Below are 24,831 nucleotides of genomic sequence, written 5' to 3' on the forward strand. Positions count from 1 at the left end.
CGATCGGCTGCGTTACGGTGCTGTAATCTTGGCGTGGCGGCCGTTTGGCGCTGCCTCCTCCTGAGGCTTGCCGCTGACGCGGGTTTCGCTTATAGCGCGCCGGTCCCGTGGGCGGTGCCCGCGGAGGATGGCGCGGATGGCGGGTTCCCAGGGAAACGCCGACGCGCCCTTTTCGCATTGGCGCTAAGCAACCTCCGCGTGATCGTACAGGGGATGCCGCATGGGCATTCGGCCTTTGCGGCGGATCGGCTGAAGACCTCCGGAGACAACCGGACGGCCGGACAAATGCACTGAAGGATTACCCCTGTTTATGGCCACTACGGCTTTTCCCTCACGCGATGATTTCGCGGCTCTCCTCAATGATACGCTCGGCGGCGAAAACAACGGCTTCGAAGGCCGCGTCGTCAAGGGCACGGTCACCGCGATCGAGAATGATGTTGCCGTCATCGATGTGGGCTTGAAGTCCGAAGGCCGCGTGGCGCTGCGCGAATTCGCGCCCGCGCCCGGCCAGAAGGCCGATCTCAAGGTGGGCGACGAGGTCGAGGTGTTCGTCGATCGCGTCGAGAACAGCCAGGGCGAAGCGATGCTCAGCCGCGATCGCGCCCGCCGTGAAGCCGCCTGGGACACGCTGGAGCATGAATTCGCCGCCGGCAGCCGTGTCGATGGCGTGATCTTCGGCCGCGTGAAGGGTGGCTTTACCGTCGATCTCAACGGCGCCGTCGCCTTCCTGCCCGGTTCGCAGGTCGATATCCGCCCGGTCCGCGACGTGCAGCCGCTGATGGATATTCCGCAGCCCTTCCAGATCCTCAAGATGGATCGCCGCCGCGGCAACATCGTCGTGTCGCGCCGTGCCGTTCTCGAAGAGACCCGCGCCGAGCAGCGCACCGGCCTGATCCAGAGCCTCGCCGAGGGTCAGATCGTCGACGGCGTCGTCAAGAACATCACGGATTACGGCGCGTTCGTGGATCTGGGCGGCATCGATGGCCTGCTCCACGTCACCGACATCAGCTACAAGCGCGTCAATCACCCGAGCGAGGCGATCAACATCGGCGATACCGTCCGTGTCCAGATCGTCCGCATCAACCGCGATACGCAGCGCATCAGCCTCGGCATGAAGCAGCTCGAGAGCGATCCGTGGGAAGGCGCATCGGCCAAATATCCGATCGGCGCCAAATTCTCGGGCCGCGTCACGAACATCACCGAATATGGTGCCTTCGTCGAGCTGGAGAGCGGGATCGAGGGCCTCGTCCACGTTTCCGAAATGAGCTGGACCAAGAAGAACGTCCATCCGGGCAAGATCGTCTCGACGTCTCAGGAAGTCGAAGTCGTCATTCTGGAAGTCGATGAGGACAAGCGCCGCATCAGCCTCGGCCTCAAGCAGGCCCAGAACAACCCGTGGGATGCTTTCGCCGAGACCCACCCCGTCGGCTCGACCGTTGAGGGCGAAGTCAAGAACGCCACCGAATTCGGCCTGTTCATCGGCCTCGACAACGATATCGACGGCATGGTCCACATGTCCGACATCGCCTGGGGCGTGACCGGCGAGGAAGCGCTGGCGCTGCACCACAAGGGTGAGACGATCAAGGCGCAAGTCCTGGCCGTTGAGCCCGACAAGGAGCGCATCAGCCTCGGCATCAAGCAGCTCGAGCGCGGCGGTGTTTCCGCCACGGCGGGCGGCACGGCTTCGGCGGGCGGAGTCAACAAGGGCCAGACCGTCACGGTCACCGTGCTCTCGGTTGGCGATGGCGGCCTCGATGTGCAGATCGGGGATGATGGCATCACCGGCTTCGTCAAGCGCGCCGATCTCGGCCGCGACCGCGATGAGCAGCGTCCGGAGCGTTTCCAGCCCGGCCAGAAGTTCGATGCGATGGTCACCGGCTTCGATCGCTCCAAGAAGCCGACTTTCTCCGTCAAGGCTTTGCAGATGGCCGAGGAGAAGCAGGCCGTTCAGCAATATGGCTCGTCCGATTCGGGCGCGTCGCTGGGCGACATTCTCGGCGCGGCTCTCAAGGCCCGCAACGAAGACGCCTAACCCTTTTACCAACCCGGCCTTCTTGTCTTTTTGGGCAGGAGGGCCGGGTCGGCATTGATCCATGTTGATAAAGTCGGCATAGCGTATCGTGATGATCGGATCGTAGGCGTAACGGTTTGCGGTCCTGGCTTGCGGATAAGGGGATAGGGGTTGATCAGGTCGGAGCTCGTCGCCGCCATCGGTCGCGATCACCCTGATCTTTCGCTCGCCGAAGTCGAGCGGATCGTCACCTGCATCTTCGATGCGATCAGCGAGCGGCTGGCCGAAAATGGCCGGGTCGAGCTGCGCGGCTTCGGCACATTCACCACCCGCGCCCGCGATGGCCGCACGGGCCGCAACCCGCGCACGGGTGAGCCCGTGGACGTTCAGCCCAAGCGCGTACCATACTTCAAGCCGGGCAAGGAAATGCGCGCCCGGCTGAACGTCAGCGACTCCTGACCGCCGTCACGTCGCGCGCCATCGCCCGAATTTAACCGGGCCGATCCACAGCAATATTGACCCACGCGGTCTTCCGGCGGAAAGCGTTCATGTGTGCGGACGTGGCGGAACGGTAGACGCTAGCGACTTAAAATCGCTTTCCTTCGGGAGTGCGGGTTCGAGTCCCGCCGTCCGCACCAATCAGCGGACAGGGGCCGCAGTCAGGCGGACCGGCGATCGGCCCGCGCGGCGATCGTTTCGAGCAAAGTTTCCAGCACCGCGCGCCAGGCGGGGATCATCCGCGCATCGGCCGCAGCCCCCAGTAGATCGCGCAATGCCCCGGCCAGCGCATCGCTCATCGAAGGGAGCCCAGTGCGAATCTGTTCGGCGCTGAGGTGTTGGGCAAAACGGACCGGTGTTTCGGCGGCGGAGAGCACAGCCTCGATCAGCGAATAGGGGCGGCCCTCAGCCCAGAACGGCTCGAACAGCAGCAGGCGCGCGTCGTCGTCGCTGGCGAGATGATGCCAGATCCGCAGCGTGATCGCGGCGCCCTGGGTACGAAGGAGGGGCGCCGTTCCGGCGAGAATCGCCGTCTGAGCCGTGTCGTCAGCGTTCAATTGTTTGGCTTTTACCGAGGAGCGTCGAGAGCGATTCACTCGTTCGACCGAGCATTCCCTATGCGTGCACTGCAGCAATGTCTTTGCGCTGCGACAATCTCGCGCGGCACGATGCCCGATTGTCGGACAGTCAGCGCATCCGCGTCGCGGAGAGGATGCGGACACGATGCACCAAAGTCTGGCCCATTGTCTCGGCCGAAAGCCCGCCCGGATAGGTGGGCATGACGAGGATGCGGCGGACGATCTCAATCCCGCTCACGACATGGCCGAAGGCGGCATAGCCGGGATAGCCAGGCGAGGCGTCGAGCGTCTCGGACGGCCCTAAGCAGATGAAGAAATCCCCCATCGCCGATCCGACATCGTGCCGCGCCATCGAGATCACGCCATCGCCATGATGGATGCCGGTGAGGCTGGTCGGCTCATGCTTGATCGGGAAGAAACTGTCCGAAATCTTGCTGTCGATCCCGCCCTGGACCAGGCCGACGCCGGGCCGCGTCTTGCTCCGCGCGGCGCGGTAGAAGGTCTTGCCATCGAACTTGTGGGCGTCGACATAGCGCAGGAAATTGCCGGCCGTGATCGGCGCGTGCTTGGTATCCACCGCGACGACGATCGGCCCCAATTCGGTCTTGAGCACCACCTTGACCAGGCCGGGGGCGGGCAGGGCGGCGGACGCGGGCGTGATCAGCAGCAGCAACAGCGCCGCGAACAATCGCCCGATCATCGATCGCCGTCATTGGCGGCCGGGTGCAGCGCGCGTTCGACGAGCAGGATCGCCGCCGCCACCGCTTCCTCGATGCCGAGCGCCGAGGTATCGAGCAGGCGCGCATCATCGGCCATGCGCAGCGGCGCCGCCGATCGCGCGCTATCCCGCTCGTCGCGGGCGCGGATGTCGGTCAGGACATGATCGCGCTCGACCGCGAGGCCGGCGCCAACAAGCTCCCGCCAGCGCCGATCGGCGCGGACTTCGGGCGTGGCGGTGACGAACAATTTGGCGGGGGCATGCGGGGCGATCACCGTGCCGATGTCGCGCCCGTCGAGCACCGCGCCGCCGGGCTGCGCGGCGAAATCCTGTTGCCGCGTGAACAAGGCCGCGCGCACTTCTGGATGCGCCGAGACGATCGATGCCGCCTTGCCCGCGGCTTCCGATTTGAGCTGCGGATCATGGAGCATCGCCTCCCCGAAGCCGCAGGCCGCCAGCGCCTCCGCCGGCACCGAAGGATCGCCGCCGGCGCGCAGCACGCCAATCCCGACCGCGCGATAGAGCAGCCCGGTATCGAGATGGGGAAGGCCGTAATGCGCCGCCAGCCGCCGCGCGATCGTCCCCTTGCCCGATGCCGCGGGCCCGTCCACGGCGATGATCATGCCGGCTTGCCCCCGCGCAGCGCTTTGATCAGCCCGAAGGCGGCGATCAGCCCCCAAGCGATCTCCAGCACCATCGAGGCGAGATTGAAATGCACCAGCAGCGATACGATCAGCAGCAGCGCGCCCAACAGGTTGATCGCATTGAACAGGCGGAAATCGATCGTCTTGGCAATATTGCTGTAAAGATAGCCGGCGATGAACACGGCGCTGCCGATCAGGCCGATTGCATCCGCCAGCGGTCCGCTCATCATGCCGCCGTCTCCGCGCCCAGCGACCGGAGCAGATCGGCGAAACCCGGGAAGCTGGTGTCGACCGGGCTCATATCGTCAACCGCGATGCCGTCGCGCGACGCGAAGCTGGCGATCGTGAAGCTCATCGCGATGCGGTGATCGAGATCGGCGGCGATTATTGGCCTATCGTTGGAGACGAACGGCGCCCCATCGCGGCCCTCGATCACCAGCCCATCCGCCCGCTCCTCGACAATGACTCCGCAGCGGGCAAGACCGCGCGCCATCAAAGCCAGCCGATCGCTTTCCTTGACGCGCAACTCCTCCAGCCCGCGCGTCACCGTCCGGCCCTTGGCCATAGCGGCAGCGACGAACAGGACGGGGAATTCGTCGATCATGCTCGGCGCGATCTCCGGAGGCACCTCGATGCCGGTGAGGTTGGATGCCTTAACGCGGAGATCGGCGACGGGTTCGCCGCCGACCTCGCGCCTCTTCTCCTCAAAGATCGATCCGCCCATCGCGCGCAGCATATCGAACAAAGCGGCGCGCGTCGGATTGAGGCCGACATTCTCGACCACGATCTCCGATCCGGGCACCAGCAGCGCGGCCACCACCGGGAAGGCGGCGGAGGAGGGGTCGCCGGGCACGACGATCTGCTGCGGCCGCAACTCGGCCTCGCCGCGGATGCTGATAATACGCGGGCCCTCTTCATAGCTGATCTCAAGATCGGCACCGAAACCCTTGAGCATCCGCTCGCTATGATCGCGCGTCGGCACCGGCTCGATCACCCGCGTGATGCCCGGCGCGTTGAGCCCCGCGAGCAGGATGGCGGACTTCACCTGCGCCGAAGCGACCGGCAGGCGATAGGCGATCGGCACCGCCGGGCAGAGCCCGCGCACCATCAGCGGCAGGGTGCCGCCCGGGCTCGCCGTGAAGTCCGCACCCATCAGCGAGAGCGGATCGATGACGCGCTTCATCGGCCGCCGGGAGAGCGAGGCATCGCCGATGAAGGTGGCGGTGATCGGATGGCTGGCGATCAGGCCCAGCAGCAGCCGCGTCGAGGTCCCCGAATTGCCCATATCGAGCGCGGTCGCCGGCTGCAGCAGCCCGCCAACGCCGACGCCATTGACCGTCCACGCGCCATCGCCGCCGCGCTCAATGCTGGCCCCCATCGCGCGCAGCGCGGCGGCGGTGGCGAGCACATCCTCGCCCTCAAGCAGCCCCTCGATCCGGCTGGTGCCCACCGCCAGCGCGGCCAGCATCAGCGAACGGTGCGAGATGCTCTTGTCGCCGGGCACGCGGACGCGGCCGGCAAGCGGGCGCGGGGCCTTGAAGACCGGAGGGTTCGTGCGCATCTCAAGCATAAGCGGCGGCTTTGACAGCGGCTCCTCCGTCTGGCAAGGCGCCCGCCACATCGTGGCCGGTCGCTCGCGCGCCAAGCCGCAATCTATCTTTATCGGAGCTTTGAAACCGTGGTGAAACCTGAGTGGGGCGCCAAGCGCACCTGTCCGAAATGCGGCACCCGCTTCTATGATCTCGGCAAGGAGGATCCTATCTCCTGCGTCGAATGCGGCACCAATTTCATGCCGGAAACGGTGCTGAAATCGAAGCAGCCGCTGCCGTTCGAAGCGGCGCAGCCGATCGCCAAGAAGGAAAAGGAAGGCGAGGATCTCGCCGATGAACTGTCCGGCGTCGAAGACGAGGAGCCCAATGCCGACGATGACGTCGATCTGGGCGATGATGACGATATCGGCGTCGCCACCGGCGCGGACGAAGACGAACATTGATCAACGGGCGGTGATCGCCCGTTGATCGCCGCGCAGTGATTTTTTGGGCGCGCCCCGGCTTGCAGGCTTAGCCCTGCTGCATTAGAGGGCGCGCTCCGCCACCGGCTCCCAGGCCGCGGCGATCAGGGAATGGGGCCGTAGCTCAGCTGGGAGAGCGTCGCGATGGCATTGCGAAGGTCTGGGGTTCGATCCCCCACGGCTCCACCAACCTTTCAAAGCCCGCCATCCGGCGGGTTTTTTTATTGGCTGAAGATTAGGGCTTGAGACCGTAGCCGACGAAGGTTTCGTCGATCTTGGAATTCGCGAGGCGCGCGGCGGCAAGATCGCTCTTGGCTTCATCGGCCTTGCCAAGATGCGTTTCGGCGATGCCCCGCCCGAAACGGCTCGTGTTTAGCTGAGGCATCTTGGCTAACGCCGCGTCATAATCGCTGATTGCTGCCGCCCATTCTCCGCGCTGGAGATGGACAAGGCCGCGGCTGTCAAAAAAGCCGCCTTCGGGCTGGAGTGATATAGCAGCATCGCAATCGATCATGGCTTTATCGAGCTCAATATTTTTTGTCGCGCGCGCCCAGCAGGCGTTGTTACGGAGGATCGCGTCCTTTGGGTGCGCCTCGATCGCCTGGGCGAAGCGTGCCATGCCGCGATCGCCATGACCAAAGCTGCTGTCCATATCGGCAGCGACTGAGATGAGCGATGCAGTCCATTCCGGATGTGCAGCGATGGCCTTGTCATAGGCAGATGAGAGTTGCTGATAAGCCAGTGGATCCTGTGCCAGGCTTTTAAATACTTTAGATGGGATCGGCTGGTTGGGCTCATGATCGATAATCCAGAGCACGGCGGAAAGCCTGGTCTTCTGGTCAGAGATCAGGTTGTGACTCAACTGGAGAAAATAGGCGGGCACATTGGGTGGATCGCATTCGATCGTTGGAGTTCGGTATAGGCATCCGAGTTTCGATTCATGGTAGCCAAGACCTGGCCGCGCAGCCAATGTGCTTGCGCGCTTTCAGGCGCGATTTTCAAAAGGTCGTCAGCCTGTTGAAGTGCTTCGTCGAACCGTTTGAAATGCAACAAGAGGTTGATCGCCAGGTTTCGAGCGTCGGGCCTATCCGGCAGCTTGCTCGTCGCGAGGAGAGCATCGGCGAGGGCGGGTTCAGGCCGATTCATCTGGTTTTTGAGCCTGGAGCGGAGGAGATATGGATCGCCCTGATCGGGGTAGATCAGCACAAGCCGATCCAAAAGAATCATAGCGTCGTCGTTCCGGTTGCGCCGTAGAAGAAGATTTACCTTGCCGAGAATGGCGAAATAGGATCGGCCATCCATCGCAAGAGCTTCGTCCAACAAGGCGTCGGCGTCGTCGGCCTTATTCAGCTGGGCAAGGATGCTCGCCTTCGTAGCGAGCAGCTGAGCAGTCTTCCCATATTTTGCCATGTGTGCATCAAGTGCAGCGATCGCCTCCGGGTTCTTTCGGTCCTGCATAAGGCTGGAGATCGCGGCAAGGCTCGCCTCCGGACCTTCCTTCTTTATCGGATTCTGCGCGCCTTCCTGAGCAGTGGGAGTGTAGTTCGATGGCAAATGGACATAGAGATTCTTGTTGAAAATCTCCGTCGCCTTTTCGTCAGCAGCCTTGGCGTCGGCCAGCGATAGTTCCTCCGCCTTGTTGCGTGTGGTGGCCATCATGGTGAAGGCGCCCTCCCGGATCGTGGCGGTGCGCTGATAATGGATGCCGCCTTCGGTGCGGTCGATCGCTTCTCCATCCACGTAGAACCCAGCGCCTTTGTTGGGCAGCAGGATCGTCTGGTGCGTCACCGTGTAGGTTTCGCCGACCTGTACGGGCGCCGCCGGCTCATCCGGGCTTCGTTGGGGAGCGACCAGCGTGCCTAGGAACGCCTTGTTGGCCTGGTAGCGATAACTGGCGTCGGCGCCCTTGGTGTTCCAGTCCATCTTGCCCGTGCCGGTGAAGCCGATCCGCACCTCGCCGCTCTTGTCGTCCACCGCATAGGTAACGGCCTTGATCTCCAACCAATCGTGGCGCTCGCTCCAGAGCTTGGTGAGCACTTGATCGCGCTGCGCGGGCGATAGGAAACTCATCATGGTGCGGAAGCCGCTCGCGCCATCGCCGCGGAGGATGCCGATGCCGGTGGCTTTCGCGGGCAGCGAGATGCCATCGCGCGCATCCAGGTCCAGCGTCCATTCCTCGGTCGGCCGCGCGGGTTCAGTCGCTATCAGCGGCACCAGCGCGCTGCCGGCGGCGGTGAGCGGCAGCGCCCATTGAAAGGCGGGCACGGCGAGGCTGTCGAGATCGCGATCGCCGATGCGCGTGCCATCGAGCCAATAGGCCTTACCCGCGATCGTGGCGCGCACGATGACATGATTGAAGCGGCCCGCGACCGGCAATGTCTTGTCGAGCCCGTCGCCGAGTTGGGTCGAGACCAGCGCAGGTTCGGCATCGATTCCCAGCCCGCGCAGGATCGCCGTGAGGAGTGCGGTCTTGCCTTTGCAATCGCCCGCCCGCTGCTTCCAGACATCATCTGCGGAGGCGGGCTGATAGCTGCCAAGCCCATCGAGGCGGGCAAGATAGCGTATCTGAGTCTGGACGAGCGCGAGCGCGGCCGACGCCCGCGCCTTGGGCTCGCTGGAGGCGGCGGCGATCCGTGCCACTTCCGCGCGCACCGGCGAATCAGGGGCGAGCGTGGCCGCTTTATCGAACAGGCCGGCAAACAGACGCGAGAGGCTCTGCCAATCGGGAAAATCCGTGACCGTCAATCGATTGGCATCGATGTAGCGGCTTGGCGCCAGCGGCGCGAGATAGTTACTCCGATCGATCGTGATCGCCGTGATGCCGTCTGCATTGGTTATGATCGGTCGCGGTAGCCCGTTCCCCACCAGCCAGTGCATCGGCAAGCTCTTCGCCCAACTGTGCCGCACAATCATGCGATCCAGCGGCAGCGCGCGGACCAGGGTGCTATCGCCTTCGAGATGACCGGCGAGGACCGGATTGAGGCTGTCGATCGTGTAAGCCAGTTCGATCTCGTCCCCGACGCGCAGGTCGGGAAGGGGCAGGGTTGCCGTTAGCCGGCCGTCGATCGTTGCGGCTTCCAGCCCTGCCTCGCGTCGGATGACCTGAATACCCGAACCATCCTTGAGCGCGTCGATCTCGGTGCCGTCACGGCGAATGCTGATCCGATGAAATGTCAGCTTGTCCGTCGCGGGCTGCCAGACCGCCCCGACCGTACCGAACGCCTGCACGGCCTGTGGTTGGAGCACGCGGACGATTTGGTGAGCATATTGATGCACTCCTTGCGTATCGTAGCGCGTCTGAATCTCGACCAAGCGTAGATCGGCGGCATTATCGCTGGCGACGATTGGGAGCGGCTGATTGGCGATCACCCAAGCGGCAGGGGGTGCAATCTTGAAATCCGCACTCCACGCGGCGCTGCTCAACACCAGCGCCAACAAACCCGTCTTTCGCATTCTCGCCGTGCCCCTTACCCTAAGGATTAGCCTACCGGGCGGTTTCAGAAAGGCAATTCGAGCGGCGACATTATCGGCGATACCGCATCCGCCCCCGCGGTTGACGCTTCGCCCCCGTCCGGCCAAAGAGCCCTTGCTTCGCAGTCTCGCGAATCCCCGGGCCTTTGTGCGCATTCTCCGGCACTTCGGCTGCCCTCCCAAAGGGCGGCCTCGATCGCGTCGGAGGCGGCGCTGTCATCTGTGGCCGTAGTAGGAGAAGGTCTTTGGCAAAGGTTGCCATCAACGGTTTCGGTCGCATCGGTCGCCTGGTGGCGCGCGCGATCCTCAAGAATCCCGATTGCGGGCTCGAACTCGTGGCGATCAACGATCTCGCCGACGCCAAGCATAACGCTTTGCTGTTCAAGCGCGATTCGGTCCACGGCGCCTGGGCGGGCGAGGTGAAGGCCGAGGGTGACAAGCTGATCATCGATGGCAAGGCGATCACCGTCACCGCCGAGCGCGATCCCGCCAACCTGCCGCACAAGGCTCTGGGCGTGGACATCGCGCTGGAATGCACCGGTTTCTTCACCGATCGCGCCTCCGCCGAAAAGCATATCGCCGCGGGCGCGAAGAAGGTGCTGATCTCGGCGCCCGCCAAAGGCCCGGACCTGACGGTGGTCTTCGGCGTAAATGACGACAAGCTGACCGCCGAGCACAACATCGTCTCGAACGCCTCCTGCACCACCAACTGCCTGGCGCCGATCGCCAAGGTGCTGAACGACAGCGTCGGCATCGAGCGCGGCCTGATGACCACGATCCACAGCTACACCAACGATCAGCGCATCCTCGATCAGATCCATTCGGACATGCGCCGCGCGCGCGCTGCCGCTATGAGCATGATTCCGACCACCACGGGCGCGGCCCGCGCGGTGGGCGAGGTGCTGCCGGAGCTCAAGGGCAAGCTCGACGGTTCCTCGATCCGCGTGCCGACGCCGGATGTCTCGGTGGTCGATCTCACCTTCACACCGAAGCGGGACACGACCGTCGAGGAGGTTAACAGCCTGCTCAAGGCGGCGTCCGAGAGCGGTCCGCTCAAGGGTATCCTCGAATATGTCGATGAGCCGCTTGTCTCGATCGATTTCCTCGGCAATCCGCACTCCTCGTCGGTCGATAGCCTCGAGACCGCTGTGATCGAGGGCAAGCTGGTCCGCGTGCTCAGCTGGTACGATAACGAATGGGGCTTCTCGAACCGGATGGTCGATACCGCCGGCGCGATGGCGAAGTTTCTGTAAAGCAGGCATTATCTAAGCGGCCGCTTCCCTAGGGGAGCGGCCGTTTTGCTGTAGGGGTAGCAATGAGCTTCAAGACGCTGGACGATATGGGCGATGTGCGCGGCAAGCGCGTGCTGGTGCGCGAGGATTTGAACGTGCCGATGGACGGCGCGCGCGTCACCGACGACACCCGCCTGCGCGCCGCCGCGCCGACGATCGCCGAGCTTTCGGACAAGGGCGCGATCGTGCTCGTCCTCGCGCACTTCGGCCGGCCCAAAGGCGAGCGTCATCCGGACATGAGCTTGGCGCTGGTCACCAACCCGCTGAGCGACGTGCTCGGCCGCGAGGTGCGCTTCATCGACGATTGCCAGGGCGCGGAGGCGGAGGCGGCGGTCGCCTCGCTGCAGCCGGGCGACATCGCGGTGCTGGAGAATACTCGCTTTCATAAGGGCGAAGAAACTAATGATACGGCCCTCGTCGATGCGATGGCCAAGCTTGGAGACCTCTACGTCAACGATGCTTTCTCCGCCGCGCATCGTGCCCACGCCTCCACTGAAGGGCTGGCGCATAAGCTGCCCGCTTATGCGGGGCGATCGATGGAAGCCGAACTCAAGGCGCTCGAAAAGGCGCTCGGTGTGCCCGAGCATCCGGTGATGGCGGTGGTCGGCGGTGCCAAGGTCTCGACCAAGCTTGATGTGCTGACCCAGATGGTAACCCAGGTCGATCATCTCGTGATCGGCGGCGGCATGGCCAACACCTTCCTCGCCGCGCGGGGCGTCGATGTCGGCAAATCGCTGTGCGAGCATGATCTCAAGGAGACGGCGCTGGCGATCCTGGATGCCGCCGACAAGGCCGATTGCACCGTGCATCTGCCCTACGATGTCGTGGTCTCGAAGGAGTTCAAGGCCAACCCGCCGACGCGCACTGTCAACGTCCACGAGGTGGCGGCGGACGAGATGATCCTCGACTGTGGCCCCGCCGCCAGCGAAGCGATCGCCGACGCGCTCAAGACTTGCAAGACGCTCGTCTGGAACGGCCCGCTCGGCGCGTTCGAAATACCGCCGTTCGATACCGCGACGATGGCGCTGGCGCATATGGCGGCGGCGCTGACCAAGTCCGGCGGCCTCGTTTCGGTAGCGGGTGGCGGCGATACGGTCGCGGCCGTGAATGTCGCCGGCGTCGCCGACGATCTGACCTTCGTCTCGACGGCGGGTGGCGCGTTTCTGGAGTGGATGGAAGGCAAGGAGCTGCCCGGCGTCGCAGCGTTGGAGAATTGAGGATTGCCGAAAGTGGGTTGAGCAAATCATTGCTGTCCGCGATGGTAATAAAGATGGCGCCGCAGGAAAACGGCGCCGAGGAACCGGACCGATGGCTCGATACGGCAAGCCTTTCAAAATTCGATTGCCCGAGGCGGCGGAGGATCGGGTGAGAGCGCTTGCGGCTCAAAAGGGCGTAACCGTCAGCCACCTCGTCCGATCGATCCTGGCCGAGCGGCTTGCATACCTTGTCCAAAGTTCTTCAAGCGGACATGGGGAGCAATCCGGATCATAAAGCTGTCGGCAAGCTTGGCCTGTAATCGCTAGCGTTTGGCTACGGACGCGCGGCTGGGTCGCTGGCTCGAACTCAAACCTAAGTTATTTCAAGCAGGGAAACATCATGGCTTCGATCGATCCGAACACGACCGCGAAGGTGCGAGCGGGCAAGGGCTTTATCGCCGCGCTAGATCAATCCGGCGGCTCCACGCCCAAGGCGCTGCAGGGCTATGGCATCGAGCCGTCCGAATATTCGGGCGACGAGGCGATGTTCGCCAAGATCCACGAGATGCGCGTGCGGATCATCACCTCGCCATCGTTCGCCAAAGGCAAGGTGCTGGGCGCGATCCTGTTCGAGAAGACGATGGACGGCCAGGCCGATGGCAAGCCCGTGCCGCAGGCGCTGATCGATCGCGGCGTGATCCCGTTCATCAAAGTCGACAAGGGCCTTGAGGACGAGAAGGACGGCGTGCAGCTGATGAAGCCGATGCCGGAGCTCGACGCGCTTGTCGCGCGCGCCAAGGCGCTGGGTGTGTACGGCACCAAGGAGCGTTCGGTGATCAACCTCGCCAATCCGGCGGGCATCGCGGCGATCGTCAAGCAGCAGTTCGAAGTGGGCGCCCAGATCCTCGCCGGCGGCCTGATGCCGATCCTCGAGCCCGAGGTGAACATCAAGAGCCCCGAGCGCGCCGAGGCCGACCAGATCCTGATGGACGAGATCCTGAAGGCGCTGGATGCGCTGCCTGGCGGCGACCAGGTGATGCTCAAGATGAGCCTGCCCAAGAACCATGGCCTGTTCCAGCCTCTGGTCGATCACTCCAAGGTGGTGAAGGTCGTGGCGCTGTCGGGCGGCTACAAGCGCCCCGAGGCCTGCATCCAGCTCGCCAAGAACCCCGGCATCATCGCCAGCTTCAGCCGCGCGCTGCTGGAGGATCTGCGCTACCAGATGAGCGATGCCGAGTTCGATCAGTTCCTGGGCGACGCGATCGACGAGATCTACGCGGCCTCGGTCGAAAAGGCGGCGTGAGCCGGACGATTTCGACCGGCTCGTAGGGATCAGGAAGAAAAATCTCGTCTCGTAACAAGCGCGTAAGCGGTTGGCTCTTTGGGGCGAGGCGCCTGGGAGGTCAGCGGCGCAACCCTTCCGCTTTTCTATCGTTGGAGGACCGTCATAAATGGAGAGTCCGATGAAAAAGCTCGCAATTGCCCTGCTGGCTGCCGCGGTTGCGGCGCCCGCCATCACCACCCCGGCCTTCGCCGATCATAATTACACCTACCGCGGCAGCGATGGCCGCTATTACCAACACTGCAAGAAGAGCAGCGGCACGACGGGCGCGGTCGCCGGCGGCGTCGGCGGTGCTGTGGTCGGTAATGCGATCGGTGGCGGCGTGCTCGGCACGGTCGCGGGTGGCGTCGGCGGCGCCCTGCTAGGCAAGCATCTCGACAAGAAGCATGACGCTGCGCAGAATCGCCGCAACGGCTGCTGATCGCTATAGATTTCGCCTTGGAGGCCCGGCTCGACGAACAGGTTGAGCCGGGCCTTTTCATTTGGGCCAATAACGGCGCGATTATTACTGCGCTTGTTCCCGGCGATCCATGATCCAGGTATGATTTTCCTCGATCTGCGAAACGACCGGATGCCCGCTGGGATCGTGCGACGGCTCAAACCGGAAGCGCTTTTCGATCAGCGCACATGTGACCTGATCGAGCGCCGCCGATCCGCTTGACGAGGTCACACTGCAATGGCTCGCCCGGCCATCGACATTGACTACATAGCGTACGCCGACATTGCCCTGCACGCCCGCCTCCCGCAGCTCATGTGGAACCGCGGAATAATCGAGTGAGCCTTTGATATGCTCGGGCGCCGTATAGCCGCCGCCGTCCCCATCGCCTGCGCCGCCGCTGCCTGTGCCATTGCCTTGTCCGCCCGCGCCGGTGCCCGGTCCCGGACGATCGGAAGCACCGGCGAGAGGTGCAAGGCCAAGCCCTGCGATCGGCGCTGCGCGCAGCTTGACGGGCGGGGGTGGCGTCAGCGGCTTTGGCGCGACGACCTCGCTCGGCGTGTTGCGTAGGTTGCGCGCCGAGGCCTTGCCCGCCTTGGCGCGCGATTTGGGCTCAGGGACGATATGCTCCTTTGGCGGCGGGGGCGTATCGACGGTCAGCAGCAAAGGCGTATCGATCTGCGGCAACCCGCGCCGCACGATCAGCCCGGCCAGCAGCGCATATCCCAGCAGCACCATCACCAGCGCCGTCCCGATCCCAGCCACGATGCGATCCCGCGCGGGTGTCTGATAGGTCGAAGCCATGGGGGAGCAACGCATGGGGCGATAGGGAGTGCCCTTGGCCGTATTTAGCGGCGCACGGTTAGCTCGGCAGCGATTTCGGCGAGTGCCTTGGCGATCCGTCCCGCGGCCTTGCCATCACCATAAGGAAAGACGGGCCGGGCGCGGCGGGCATATTCGTCCGGATCGTCGAGCAGCCGCCGCGCCTCGTCCACAATCCGCGCCGGATCGGTGCCGACCAGCGTAACGATCCCCGTCGCCAGCGCCTCGGGCCGCTCGGTCGTCTCGCGCATCACCAGCACGGGCTTGCCCAGCGCGGGCGCTTCCTCCTGGATGCCGCCGCTGTCGGTGAGGATCAGTTTGGCGCGCCGCATCAGCCAGACCATCTCGAAATAGTCCACGGGATCGATCAGCCGGATGTTGGGATGTCCGCCCAACCGCGCCTTCACCACGCCGCGCACCTCCGGATTGAGGTGGACGGGATAGACCATGCGGACATCGCCCCGCGCGGCAATCGCGCGCAGTCCGTCGCAGATACTTTGGAAACCCTTGCCGAAACTCTCGCGGCGGTGGCCGGTGACCAGCACCAGCGGCACGGCCTCATCGGCGAGCTCGGGATGCCGCACCGCGATCGACATGGTCCGCTCGGGCGACCGATCGAGCGTCTCGGCGGCAATCATCAGCGCATCGATACCCGTGTTGCCCGTGACGAAGATGCAGCTGCTGCGATTATATTCGTTTTCCAGATGGGCGCGCGCTCCTTCTGTCGGCGCAAACCTGTAATCGGCGATGCTGTCGATCGTGACGCGATTGAACTCCTCTGGCCATGGCTGCGTCAGATCGCCCGACCGCAAGCCCGCCTCAACATGGCCGATCCGAACCCCCGTATAGAAGGCCGCCATCGCCGCCGCCATGGCGCTGGTCGTGTCGCCATGGACCAGCACGATATCCGGCTTGAGGTCGGCATAGACGGCGGTCATCCGCTCCAGAACGGTCCTGGTGAGGGCAGGCAGCGACTGGCCGGGGGTCATGATCGCGAGATCATGATCCGCGCGCTCGCCGAACGCCTCGAACACCTGATCCAGCATTTCCCGATGCTGCCCGGTCGTCACGGAAATGAGCTCAAGCCCGGGCTTGGCGCGGATCGCCCGCATCACGGGGATCATCTTAATCGCTTCCGGCCGCGTGCCGACGATTGCCATAATGCGGGTAGCGGACCGATTCACCGCAACAGCATGGCACGCCTCACCTGCGGGATCACTCACCCATGATTGCCAATATGTTAGGTGGTGCCGCCTACAGGACTCGAACCTGTGACCCCCGCATTACGAATGCGATGCTCTACCAGCTGAGCTAAGGCGGCGTGGGCGTGGCCGTTAGCAGCGGTGGCGGCGCGGGACAAGCGCCTCGCGATTTACCATTCGTCAATCATAGCGGTTTAGTCCGTTCCGGGATGGATCGGGGAGGTCGCAGAGTCGCCATGGATGTGCATCAGGCTTCTGCAGGCCCCGCTTTATCGACGGATCGGCTCGATCCCGCATTGGAAACGCCCCCGGGCGCCGCGGCGGAGAGGCGGCTGCACGGGCGGGCGCATGCTTATTGGCGATCTTTGCTGGGCAGGACGCGCTTCCCGCTGATCGAAGATCTGGATCTGGCCGGCGTGCCGCGGCTGGCCGAGACGTCCTTGCTGTTCGGTGTCGATACCACCGAGGGCGAGCTTGAGATCAACCTCGTCGGCGCCTCGATCCGTGCCGCGTGGGAGGGGCCTGAGAGCGCGATGGCGCGGCTGATCGCGCAGGTGCGGCTGCGCCTGCCGGTGCTGACGGCGCACGGCAAGCCGATCGGCTTCGAGGCGGAACTGGCGGTCAGCGAGCGTGGCGATACCGCCTATCGCGGCATCCTGCTTCCGTTCGGACGGAGCGGGAACACGGTCGATTATGTACTGATGGTGGTCAGCTGGAAGGAGCGCGCCGATACGGTGCGCGATCCGGCTTTGCTTGCCGCCGGCCTTTATGCGGCGGAGAAAACGCCGGGCAACTTTACTCAAACACCTTGGGAAGCGGGCCAGCGGGTTGCAAATCCTTTGCCGCCCGCACCGCTCGAACAGAAACTGACCGCGGCGCGAACCTGGGCGGCGCTGGCGCGGACCGAGGCTGGCGCCAGCCACGAACGGCGCAACAAGGCCAGCGCCGCCGCTTACGCCTGCCTGCTCGACGACGCTCGCGCGACTCCGCTGGCCATGGTCGACAGCGTGTTCGGCGCCGATCTGCCGCGCCGCTGGCGCTGCGATCATGCCGCGACGCTGCGCTATGCGCGGCGGCTCTGCCTGTCACCCGCGCTGCTGCAGGAACTGCTCGACGATCTGGGCGGCGTGCCGGAAGTAGCGGCGATGGACCGGCGGGTACGCCGCGCACGATCCGATATTCGGTCGCCGCGCGGCGATCATTTCCGGCTGACCGAGCCGGTTCAGGCCGAGGATCGCTCCTTTTCGCCATGGCGCGGCCGCGATGCCGAGCCGATCGCGGTGGAGCATGTCATGCCACGGGCCCAGGCCGCGAAGGATTGAGCCGATTACCCCTGCGCGTTAAAGGGGGCGATACAAAAAGCGCAGACCGCGCTAAAAAACGATAAGAGCGGCTGAACGGGCCGCGCAGGAGCTGGAACCCATGCAAAGCGATACGCTCGCTCCGCCCCCCGCGGATTCCGGGGATATGCGTCTGACGCAGGCCTTCGCTGCGGCGCTGAAGACCGGCGCGCTGCCCGGCGAACTCGATGGCCTGGATGATGAGGCGCTGACGGCGGCGGCGGCTTTCGTGCTGGATACGGCGCAGGTGCGCCCGGCGGGTGCGCCTTCGGTGCGGCTGGAATCGCTCGGCGGGGATGGCGTGCGCCGGCGGATGCGGCTGGCGATCGTCAATGATGACATGCCCTTCCTGGTCGATTCGATCGCGGGCGCGCTGGCGGCGGCGGGGATCGGCATCCATCGCCTGCTGCACCCGGTGGTCGCCGCGCGGCGGGACGGCGATGGCCGGCTGACCACACTTTTGCCGAGCGATGCCAGCGGCGAGCGCCGCGAATCGGTGATCTATATCGAGGCGGACCGCGTCGATGCGCGCGAACGCCGCGCGATCGATGGCGAGCTCGGCCAAATTCTCGCCGACGTTCGCGCCGCCGTTACGGATTATCCGCGGCTCAAGGCCGGCCTGGGTGAGGCGGCGTCTCGTTTGCCCGACGGCGAAGGCGCCGCGCTGATGCGCTGGTTCCAGGACAATCATTTGACGATGCTGGGCAGGCATGTCGAGCAGCGCGATGGCACTGCCGCCGAGGGGCTGGGTATTCTGCGGGCCGCTGGCGAACCTTTATGGCCAGCCTCCGCGCGGGAAGCGGCGTGGCGCTGGTTCGAGGATGGCGGCGAGGCGCCGCTGCTGCTGAAAAGCGATCGCGTCGCCACGGTCCATCGCCGGGCCGCGCTCGATATGATCGTCGTGCCCGTGCGCGCCGAAGGCAAGGTCGCCGCGCTGGAGCTGCATGTCGGTCTGTGGACGAGCGCCGCATTGCGCGCGCCGTCGGCGCGCGTGCCCGTGCTGCGGACGCGGCTCGCCGCGATCGAGGAGCGCTACGGCTTCGATCCCGCCGCGCACGCCGGCAAGGCGCTGCATCACGTTCTTTCCGCGCTGCCGCATGATCTGCTGGCATCGCTTTCGGGCAGCGGGCTGGAGGAGGTGGCGCTCACCGCCATGTCGCTGGTCGATCGGCCGCGATCCAAGTTCATCGTGGTGCCGGGGCCGCTCGGCCGCCACCTGTTCGCTTTCGTCTGGCTGCCGCGCGAGGCGGTGACCACGGCGCGCCGCGAGGCGATACGGGAGATGCTGGAGCAGGCTTCGGGCGCCACCATATCGGGCTGGGCGCTGGATCTGGGCGAGGGCGATCTGGCGCTGCTGCGCTTCGTGCTCAACGCCGCGCCGGGGTGCCCGGTGCCCGATGTCACCGTGCTCGACGATGTGCTGGAGCGGATGCTGCGCGGCTGGGTGCCGGCGGTGGAGGCGGCGCTGTCGCGATCGCAAAACGCCACGCGCGCCGCGCGTCTTGCGCTCGATTGGGCGGAAAGCTTTCCCGCGACCTACCGCACCCATGGTGATCCCGAAGAGGCCGCGCGCGATATCATCCGCCTATGCGCGCTCGAGGGCGATGAGGATCGCGCGGTTCGCCTGTATCGCGCGGAGGAAGATGGTGCGCTCAGCCTGCGTGTGAAAATCTATCGGCTCGGCGCGCTGATCCCGCTTTCCGCCGCCGTACCGGTGTTCGAGAATTTCGGCTTCAGCGTTCTCGAGGAAATCCCGACCGCGCTCAGTGACGACCACGGCTATGTCCACGAATTCCTGCTCGAGGTGGGCGAGGGGACGGACATCGCGGCGTTGGCCGCGCGTGCCGAGGTGATCGAGCAGGCGATCGCCGGGACGCTCAAGGGCACTGCCGAAAATGATGCGTTCAACGCGCTGATCGTCCGCGTCGGCCTAGACGAGCGTGGCGCTTTGCTGTTCCGCGCCTGGTTTCGCTATCTCCGCCAGACGGGCTTCGTTTACGGGCTGCAGACGGTCGCCGATGCGCTGGCCCGTGCACCCGATGTCACCGCCGGCCTGATCGCTTTGTTCGATGCGCGGCTGGGCGGGAAGGGGGACGAGGGCGGCGCGCTCGCCTCGGTCGATGCCGCGCTCGCCGCCGTCGCGTCGATCGAGGACGATCGCATCCTTCGCCGCCTGCGCGGGCTGGTGCTGGCGATCCTGCGCACCAATCTCTTCACCCCCGCCGCCAGCGAGGCGCTGGCGTTCAAGCTCGACAGCGCCGAGGTGCCGGGTCTGCCCAAGCCGCTGCCGTGGCGCGAGATCTGGGTCTATTCTCCGCGCGTCGAAGGCATCCATCTGCGCGGCGGCCCGATCGCGCGCGGCGGGCTGCGCTGGTCCGATCGGCGCGACGATTTCCGCATCGAGATCCTCGGCCTGATGAAGGCGCAGGTCGTCAAGAATGCCGTCATCGTGCCCACCGGCGCCAAAGGCGGCTTCTATCCCAAGCAGCTGCCGTCACCCGCGACCAACCGCGATGCCTGGCTGGCCGAGGGCACGGAAAGCTATCGCGTCTTCATCCGCGCCCTGCTGTCGGTCACGGACAATGTCGTCGAGGGTGCGGTGGTGCATCCGCAGGGCGTGGCGATCCGCGACGGTGACGATCCCTATTTCGTCGTCGCCGCCGACAAGGGCACGGCGACTTTCTCCGACGTTGCCAACGCCATTTCGATCGAGCGCGGCTTCTGGCTGGGCGATGCTTTCGCCAGCGGCGGCAGCCAGGGCTATGACCATAAGGCGATGGGAATCACCGCACGCGGTGCCTGGGTCTCGGTCCAGCGCCACTTCGCCGAAATGGGCGTCGATGTGCAGAACGATCCCTTCACCGTCGTCGGCTGCGGCGATATGTCGGGCGATGTCTTCGGCAACGGCATGCTGCTGTCGAAGAGCTTGCGCCTGGTCGCGGCCTTCGATCATCGCCACATCTTCCTCGATCCCAACCCGGATGCGGCCAAGAGTTGGGCCGAACGCGCGCGGATGTTCGCCCTGCCGCGCTCGTCCTGGGCCGATTATGACGCGGGCCTGATCTCGGCCGGCGGTGGCGTCTTTCCGCGCACGCAGAAGGTCATTCCGCTTTCGCCCGAGATCCGCGCCGTGCTCGGCATCGCGGAAGAGGCGATCGATCCTTCGGGGCTGATCACCGCGATCCTCAAGGCCCCGGCCGATCTGCTGTGGTTCGGCGGCATCGGCACCTATGTGAAGTCTGCTGCCGAGAGCAATCTCGACGCCGGCGACGCCGCCAACGACGCCCACCGCGTTAATGGCGAGGAATTGCGCGTCCGCGTAATCGGCGAGGGTGCCAATTTGGGCGTCACTCAGGCGGGCCGCATTGCCTTCGCCGAGGCGAGCGGGCGCATCAATACCGACTTCATCGACAATTCAGCCGGCGTCGATTGCTCGGACAATGAGGTCAACATCAAGATCGCGCTCAACCGCGAGATGAACGAGGGCCGCTTGCCGTTCCAGGCGCGCAACGAATTGCTCGTCTCGATGACCGACGATGTCGCGGCCTTGGTGTTGGAGGACAACCGCCTCCAGACGCTCGGCCTGTCGCTCGCCGAGCGCGGCGGGGCGGAGGCACTGCCGGGCCAGGTCCGCGTCGTCGGCATCCTCGAAGCCTCGGGCCGCGTCGATCGCGCCGTCGACGGCATCGAATCCGATGAGGCGCTGCTGCGCCGCGGTCGCGAGGGCAGGGGCCTGACCCGTCCCGAACTCGCGATCCTGCTCAGCCACGGCAAGCTCGCGTTGCAGGCGGCGATCGAGGCGAGCGACGTCGCGTCCGATCCTCTGCTCGATCCCTTGCTCCACGCAGCGTTCCCGCAAGCGATGCAGCAGGGCTATGCCGCCGCGATCGAGGCGCACCGCCTGCGCGGCGAGATCATCGCCACCAAGATGGCCAACCGCATCGTCAACCGCATGGGCCTGGTCGCGCCGTTCGAGCTGGCCGAGGAGGAAGGCGCCAGCCTCGCGCAGATCGCCGCCGGCTATTTCGCGATCGATTCCCTGTTCGGGCTCGAGCCGCTGTTCCGCGCAATCGAAGCCGCACCGATGCTGGAGACGGGTCGCCTCGCGCTGTTGAGCGCCGCGGGCGCGGGCACACGCCTGCACCTCGCGGGCCTGATCCGCGCGCTGCCCGGCGATCATGCGCCCTCCCAGATTGCCGACGAACTTGCCGCGGGCATCGAGCGCCTGCGGGATGGACTCGATTCGCTGTTGCTTGCCGAAGCGCGCGCGCAATCGGCGGCGATGCGCGTGGGGCTTACCGCCACCGGCGCCGATCCGGCGCTGATCGATCAGGTCATCCGCCTGCACGAGCTCGACGGAGCGATCGGCAGCGCCGCGCTCGCCCATCGGCTCGGCGCCGAAGAGCTGGCGGTGACCGAGGCCTATGTCCGCCTCGGCGAAGCGCTGGGGCTCGATTGGGCCAAGGCGGCGGCGGCGCGCTTCGCGACGGTCGATCCCTGGGAGCGGTTGCTCGCCTCGGGCCTCGTCCGCGATTTCGAGCAACTTCGCCTCGAATTCATCGCGCGCCACGGCGGCACCGATCCGCTCGGCGAGGTCGATCGCTGGATCGCGGCGCAGGATCAGCGCGTCGCCCAGTTCCGGCGGATGCTGGATCGCGCGCGGCTGGCGCCGCACGTCAGCGCGGCGATGCTGGCCCAGGTCGCCGCGCAGGCGCGGGTGCTGCTGGGGCGGTAATGCCAACACGCTCTCCGTTTGTGTCGAGCGAAGTCGAGACACGTTCAGCTTTCGCACCTTGGGCACGTCCCTCGACTACGCTCGGGACGAACGGCATTTGAGACTGTTGCCCTAAATCTTCGGGAACTTCAGCCCGCCCGGCATCGGCGGCAGGCCGACTTCATTGTCGTCCACCTCCAGCGGCCGCCAGCCGCTCGGCGCCAGCCGTTCGATCGGGCGGAACTTGGTCTTATACTGCATCCGCGCCGAGCCCTTCACCCAATAGCCGAGATAGACATAGGGCAGGCGGTTGGCGCGGGCGCGCTGGATGTGATCGAGGATGATCAATGTGCCGAGCCCGCCGCGCGCGCTCTCCGGATCATAGAAACTGTAGACCATCGATAGCCCATCGGACTGGCGATCGGTGAGGCAGGCGCCGATCAGCTTGCCGGGCAGGCCGTTGTGCGAAGGCTCGCGATATTCGATGATGTAGGTGGTGACGGGTGTCTGCTCCACCATGTCGGCGAAATCATATTCGTCCATCTCGGCCATGCCGCCGCCGGGGTGGCGCGCGGCGAGATAGCGGCGGAGCAGGTCATATTGCTCCTCGGTCGTCCAGGGTTTGCAGGCGGTGATTTCAACATCGGCGTTGCGGCGCGTCAGCTTGCGCTGCGTGGCGTTGGCCTCGAACCGGCTCGCCACGACCCGCACCGAGACGCAGGCCTGGCATTCGATGCAGCTCGGCCGATAAGCAACGCTCTGGCTGCGGCGGAATCCTATGCGGCCCAGCGCTTCATTAAGCTCGCCGGCATGCGCGCCCGCCAGCTCCGTGAACACCTTCCGCTCGCTCCGGCCCGGAAGATACGGGCAAGGCGCCGGCGTCGTCACGAAGAAACGCGGAAATCTGAATTGCGCGCTCACGCTTTTCCCACACCCTTTCAGGTGAATTGCCCTGGGGGACTATGCCGATGCACGGGCCCCATGAAAAGCGCTTTTGCCGCTTAGGTGTTACGGTAAGGATAATAGCGCCCCAGCCAGTCTCGTCATCCTCCCCCGCCAGGGGGAGGTGGCTCCGAAGGAGACGGAGGGGGAGGATGCGGTTAACTATCGATGTTTCGCGTCCGCCCCCTCCGTCAGCTGCGCTGACACCTCCCCCTGGCGGGGGAGGATAAGAGATTAGGCCAGCTCCACCGGCGTCACTTCATAGCCCTCGGCCTCCAGCGCCCGCATCAGCCGATCGAGATGCGCCGCATCGCGGGTTTCGCATTCGATATCGGTGATCAGCCCCTTGGCCGGCAGCGTCGAGAAGATGCGCTGGTGATAGACTTCGATAATGTTGACCTGTTCCTGATCGAAGACCTTGGCAACATGGTAAAGCGCCCCGGGCCGGTCCTGCAGCTTGATCCGCAGCCGCGCCAGCCGCCCCGATCGCGCCAGATTGCGCAGCAGCACGTTGGCGAGCAGGCGCGGATCGATATTGCCGCCGCACAGCGGGATGCCCACCGTCCTGCCCGCGAAACGCTCCGGATAGGCCAGCATCGCGGCGAGCCCGGCGGCGCCCGCGCCTTCCACCACGGTCTTCTCGATCTGTAGCAGCAGCGCCACCGCTTCTTCCAGATAGCGTTCCGAGACCAGCACGATATCGTCGACCACGTCGGCGATGATCGCGGCGGTGATCGATCCCGGCTCCTTCACCGCGATGCCCTCGGCCAGCGTATCGCCATGGCAGGGCAAAGCGGTGCCGTTCATGCGGTTGTACATCGAAGGATACAGTTCGGCCTCGACGCCGATCACTTCGATCGCGCGATCCTGCGCCGTGGCCACCGTGCCGCAGCCCGAAATCAGCCCTCCGCCGCCGATCGGCACGATGAACGTATCGATCGCGGGCACGTCCTCCAGCATTTCGATCGCCACCGTACCCTGGCCGGCGATGACGTCGGGATCGTTGAAGGGGTGGACGATCGTCAGCCCCTGCTCGGCGGCAAGCTCGCGGGCATAGGCGAGCGCGTCATCCACCTGCTCGCCATGGAGGATAATCCGGGCGCCATGCCCCTCGGTCTGGCTGACCTTAACCGATGGCGTGTGGCGCGGCATCACGATGGTCACCGGGATCCCCAGCCGCGCGGCATGGTAGGCGAGGCCCTGCGCATGATTGCCCGCCGATGCCGCAATCACGCCGCGCGCCCGCGCCGCCTCATCGAGCTGCAGCAGCTTGTTGAGCGCGCCGCGCTCCTTGTAGGCGGCAGTGAACTGGAGATTCTCGAACTTGAGATAGACGGTCGCTCCCGTCAGCTGGCTGAGCGTTCGGCTGAGCAAGGTGGGGGTGCGCACGATGGACGGCTGCACCCGAATCGCGGCTGCGCGGACATCGTCCAGCGTGACGAGAGGCGTGGTTTCGGGTTTCGTGAGCGTAGCCATGGTGGCCCCCTACGCGCGTAGCAGCGGATTTAGAACCTGAAATCCTCCCCGGTACGGGGAGGGGGACCATGCGTAGCATGGTGGAGGGGGCTCCCAATCAAGTGCAGCGCTCGTGGAGAGCCCCCTCCGTCAGCCTCC

20 protein-coding genes and 3 tRNA genes are annotated in these 24,831 nt (G+C 65.2%); 11 read left to right on the forward strand and 12 right to left on the reverse strand.

Translation table 11 applies throughout. The features are described from left to right. The first annotated feature begins 310 nt into the window (after window positions 1–310). The 3 genes from rpsA (at window position 311) to FHS31_RS02430 (ending at window position 2,649) form a co-directional block, all read left to right on the forward strand. Entirely contained in the window at window positions 311–2,032 is a 1,722-nt protein-coding gene (gene rpsA / locus FHS31_RS02420; RefSeq protein WP_167071653.1) for a 30S ribosomal protein S1, read from the forward strand. A gap of 150 nt (window positions 2,033–2,182) precedes the next feature. Beyond that, complete coding sequence (locus FHS31_RS02425; protein WP_167071655.1) at window positions 2,183–2,470, forward strand: HU family DNA-binding protein; 288 nt, start codon at window positions 2,183–2,185, stop codon at window positions 2,468–2,470. Between the two features lie 95 nt (window positions 2,471–2,565). Next, window positions 2,566–2,649: transfer RNA gene (locus FHS31_RS02430), tRNA-Leu, on the forward strand. 21 nt (window positions 2,650–2,670) lie between these two features. Here the strand turns inward: FHS31_RS02430 and FHS31_RS02435 are convergent. The 5 genes from FHS31_RS02435 to aroA form a co-directional block, all read right to left on the reverse strand. After that, window positions 2,671–3,066, reverse strand: a complete 396-nt coding sequence (locus FHS31_RS02435; protein ID WP_167071657.1) for a globin family protein — start codon at window positions 3,064–3,066, stop codon at window positions 2,671–2,673. 130 nt (window positions 3,067–3,196) lie between these two features. Beyond that, entirely contained in the window at window positions 3,197–3,787 is a 591-nt protein-coding gene (locus FHS31_RS02440) for a peptidylprolyl isomerase (RefSeq protein ID WP_167071659.1), read from the reverse strand. Beyond that, window positions 3,784–4,428, reverse strand: coding sequence for a (d)CMP kinase (locus FHS31_RS02445; protein WP_167071661.1), 645 nt, complete (start codon window positions 4,426–4,428; stop codon window positions 3,784–3,786). Before FHS31_RS02445 ends, FHS31_RS02440 begins: the two co-directional genes overlap by 4 nt. Beyond that, the gene (locus tag FHS31_RS02450) at window positions 4,425–4,679 is read right to left on the reverse strand and encodes a CBU_0592 family membrane protein (protein WP_341786268.1); all 255 of its coding nucleotides are present in this window, start codon (window positions 4,677–4,679) and stop codon (window positions 4,425–4,427) included. The genes FHS31_RS02445 and FHS31_RS02450 overlap by 4 nt, the downstream gene beginning before the upstream one ends. Continuing rightward, entirely contained in the window at window positions 4,676–6,019 is a 1,344-nt protein-coding gene (aroA, locus tag FHS31_RS02455; protein WP_167071663.1) for a 3-phosphoshikimate 1-carboxyvinyltransferase, read from the reverse strand. Before aroA ends, FHS31_RS02450 begins: the two co-directional genes overlap by 4 nt. A gap of 108 nt (window positions 6,020–6,127) precedes the next feature. Between aroA and FHS31_RS02460 the strand changes: the two genes are divergently transcribed. Both FHS31_RS02460 and FHS31_RS02465 read left to right on the forward strand, forming a co-directional pair. Then, window positions 6,128–6,442 carry a TIGR02300 family protein gene (locus tag FHS31_RS02460; protein WP_167071665.1) on the forward strand — a complete coding sequence of 105 codons (315 nt, stop codon included), beginning with the start codon at window positions 6,128–6,130 and terminating at the stop codon, window positions 6,440–6,442. A gap of 131 nt (window positions 6,443–6,573) precedes the next feature. Next, window positions 6,574–6,649, forward strand: a tRNA-Ala gene (locus FHS31_RS02465). Window positions 6,650–6,695: 46 nt separating this feature from the next. On the opposite strand, the gene FHS31_RS02470 is transcribed toward FHS31_RS02465, so the two are convergent. Next, window positions 6,696–7,322, reverse strand: a complete 627-nt coding sequence (locus FHS31_RS02470; protein WP_167071667.1) for a tetratricopeptide repeat protein — start codon at window positions 7,320–7,322, stop codon at window positions 6,696–6,698. Then, window positions 7,319–9,913 (reverse strand): DUF3857 domain-containing transglutaminase family protein, encoded by a 2,595-nt coding sequence (locus FHS31_RS02475; RefSeq protein WP_167071669.1) that lies wholly within the window; start codon window positions 9,911–9,913, stop codon window positions 7,319–7,321. Before FHS31_RS02475 ends, FHS31_RS02470 begins: the two co-directional genes overlap by 4 nt. A gap of 263 nt (window positions 9,914–10,176) precedes the next feature. Here FHS31_RS02475 and gap point away from each other — a divergent pair, with 263 nt between their 5' ends. The 4 genes from gap (at window position 10,177) to FHS31_RS02495 (ending at window position 14,182) form a co-directional block, all read left to right on the forward strand. Further along, complete coding sequence (gap, locus tag FHS31_RS02480; RefSeq protein ID WP_167071671.1) at window positions 10,177–11,184, forward strand: type I glyceraldehyde-3-phosphate dehydrogenase; 1,008 nt, start codon at window positions 10,177–10,179, stop codon at window positions 11,182–11,184. A 62-nt stretch (window positions 11,185–11,246) separates the two neighbouring features. Next, window positions 11,247–12,440 carry a phosphoglycerate kinase gene (locus tag FHS31_RS02485; protein WP_167071673.1) on the forward strand — a complete coding sequence of 398 codons (1,194 nt, stop codon included), beginning with the start codon at window positions 11,247–11,249 and terminating at the stop codon, window positions 12,438–12,440. Window positions 12,441–12,819: 379 nt separating this feature from the next. Further along, window positions 12,820–13,722 carry a fructose bisphosphate aldolase gene (locus FHS31_RS02490; protein WP_167071675.1) on the forward strand — a complete coding sequence of 301 codons (903 nt, stop codon included), beginning with the start codon at window positions 12,820–12,822 and terminating at the stop codon, window positions 13,720–13,722. A 160-nt stretch (window positions 13,723–13,882) separates the two neighbouring features. Next, window positions 13,883–14,182, forward strand: a complete 300-nt coding sequence (locus FHS31_RS02495; RefSeq protein WP_167071677.1) for a hypothetical protein — start codon at window positions 13,883–13,885, stop codon at window positions 14,180–14,182. Between the two features lie 84 nt (window positions 14,183–14,266). Here FHS31_RS02495 and FHS31_RS02500 read toward each other — a convergent pair whose 3' ends face one another. The 3 genes from FHS31_RS02500 to FHS31_RS02510 all read right to left on the reverse strand — a co-directional run bounded on the left by FHS31_RS02500 (window position 14,267) and on the right by FHS31_RS02510 (window position 16,340). Next, complete coding sequence (locus tag FHS31_RS02500; RefSeq protein ID WP_167071678.1) at window positions 14,267–15,001, reverse strand: energy transducer TonB; 735 nt, start codon at window positions 14,999–15,001, stop codon at window positions 14,267–14,269. 44 nt (window positions 15,002–15,045) lie between these two features. Further along, a complete protein-coding gene (gene wecB / locus FHS31_RS02505) occupies window positions 15,046–16,179 on the reverse strand; it encodes a non-hydrolyzing UDP-N-acetylglucosamine 2-epimerase (protein WP_167071680.1) in 1,134 nt (377 codons plus the stop codon). Between the two features lie 85 nt (window positions 16,180–16,264). Continuing rightward, window positions 16,265–16,340 (reverse strand) — tRNA-Thr (locus FHS31_RS02510). A 177-nt stretch (window positions 16,341–16,517) separates the two neighbouring features. Here FHS31_RS02510 and FHS31_RS02515 point away from each other — a divergent pair. Both FHS31_RS02515 and FHS31_RS02520 read left to right on the forward strand, forming a co-directional pair. Continuing rightward, window positions 16,518–17,543 carry a PAS domain-containing protein gene (locus FHS31_RS02515; protein WP_167071682.1) on the forward strand — a complete coding sequence of 342 codons (1,026 nt, stop codon included), beginning with the start codon at window positions 16,518–16,520 and terminating at the stop codon, window positions 17,541–17,543. A gap of 145 nt (window positions 17,544–17,688) precedes the next feature. Further along, complete coding sequence (locus FHS31_RS02520) at window positions 17,689–22,296, forward strand: NAD-glutamate dehydrogenase (RefSeq protein WP_243843207.1); 4,608 nt, start codon at window positions 17,689–17,691, stop codon at window positions 22,294–22,296. A 111-nt stretch (window positions 22,297–22,407) separates the two neighbouring features. Here the strand turns inward: FHS31_RS02520 and FHS31_RS02525 are convergent, their stop codons facing one another. Together FHS31_RS02525 and FHS31_RS02530 are read right to left on the reverse strand one after the other, a co-directional pair. Beyond that, window positions 22,408–23,196, reverse strand: a complete 789-nt coding sequence (locus FHS31_RS02525) for an arginyltransferase (protein WP_167071686.1) — start codon at window positions 23,194–23,196, stop codon at window positions 22,408–22,410. A 255-nt stretch (window positions 23,197–23,451) separates the two neighbouring features. Next, window positions 23,452–24,693, reverse strand: coding sequence for a threonine ammonia-lyase (locus tag FHS31_RS02530; RefSeq protein ID WP_167071688.1), 1,242 nt, complete (start codon window positions 24,691–24,693; stop codon window positions 23,452–23,454). Between the last annotated feature and the right edge of the window lie 138 nt (window positions 24,694–24,831).

The sequence above is a fragment of the Sphingomonas vulcanisoli genome (assembly GCF_011761305.1).
In the GTDB taxonomy this organism is placed as follows: domain Bacteria; phylum Pseudomonadota; class Alphaproteobacteria; order Sphingomonadales; family Sphingomonadaceae; genus Sphingomonas_I; species Sphingomonas_I vulcanisoli.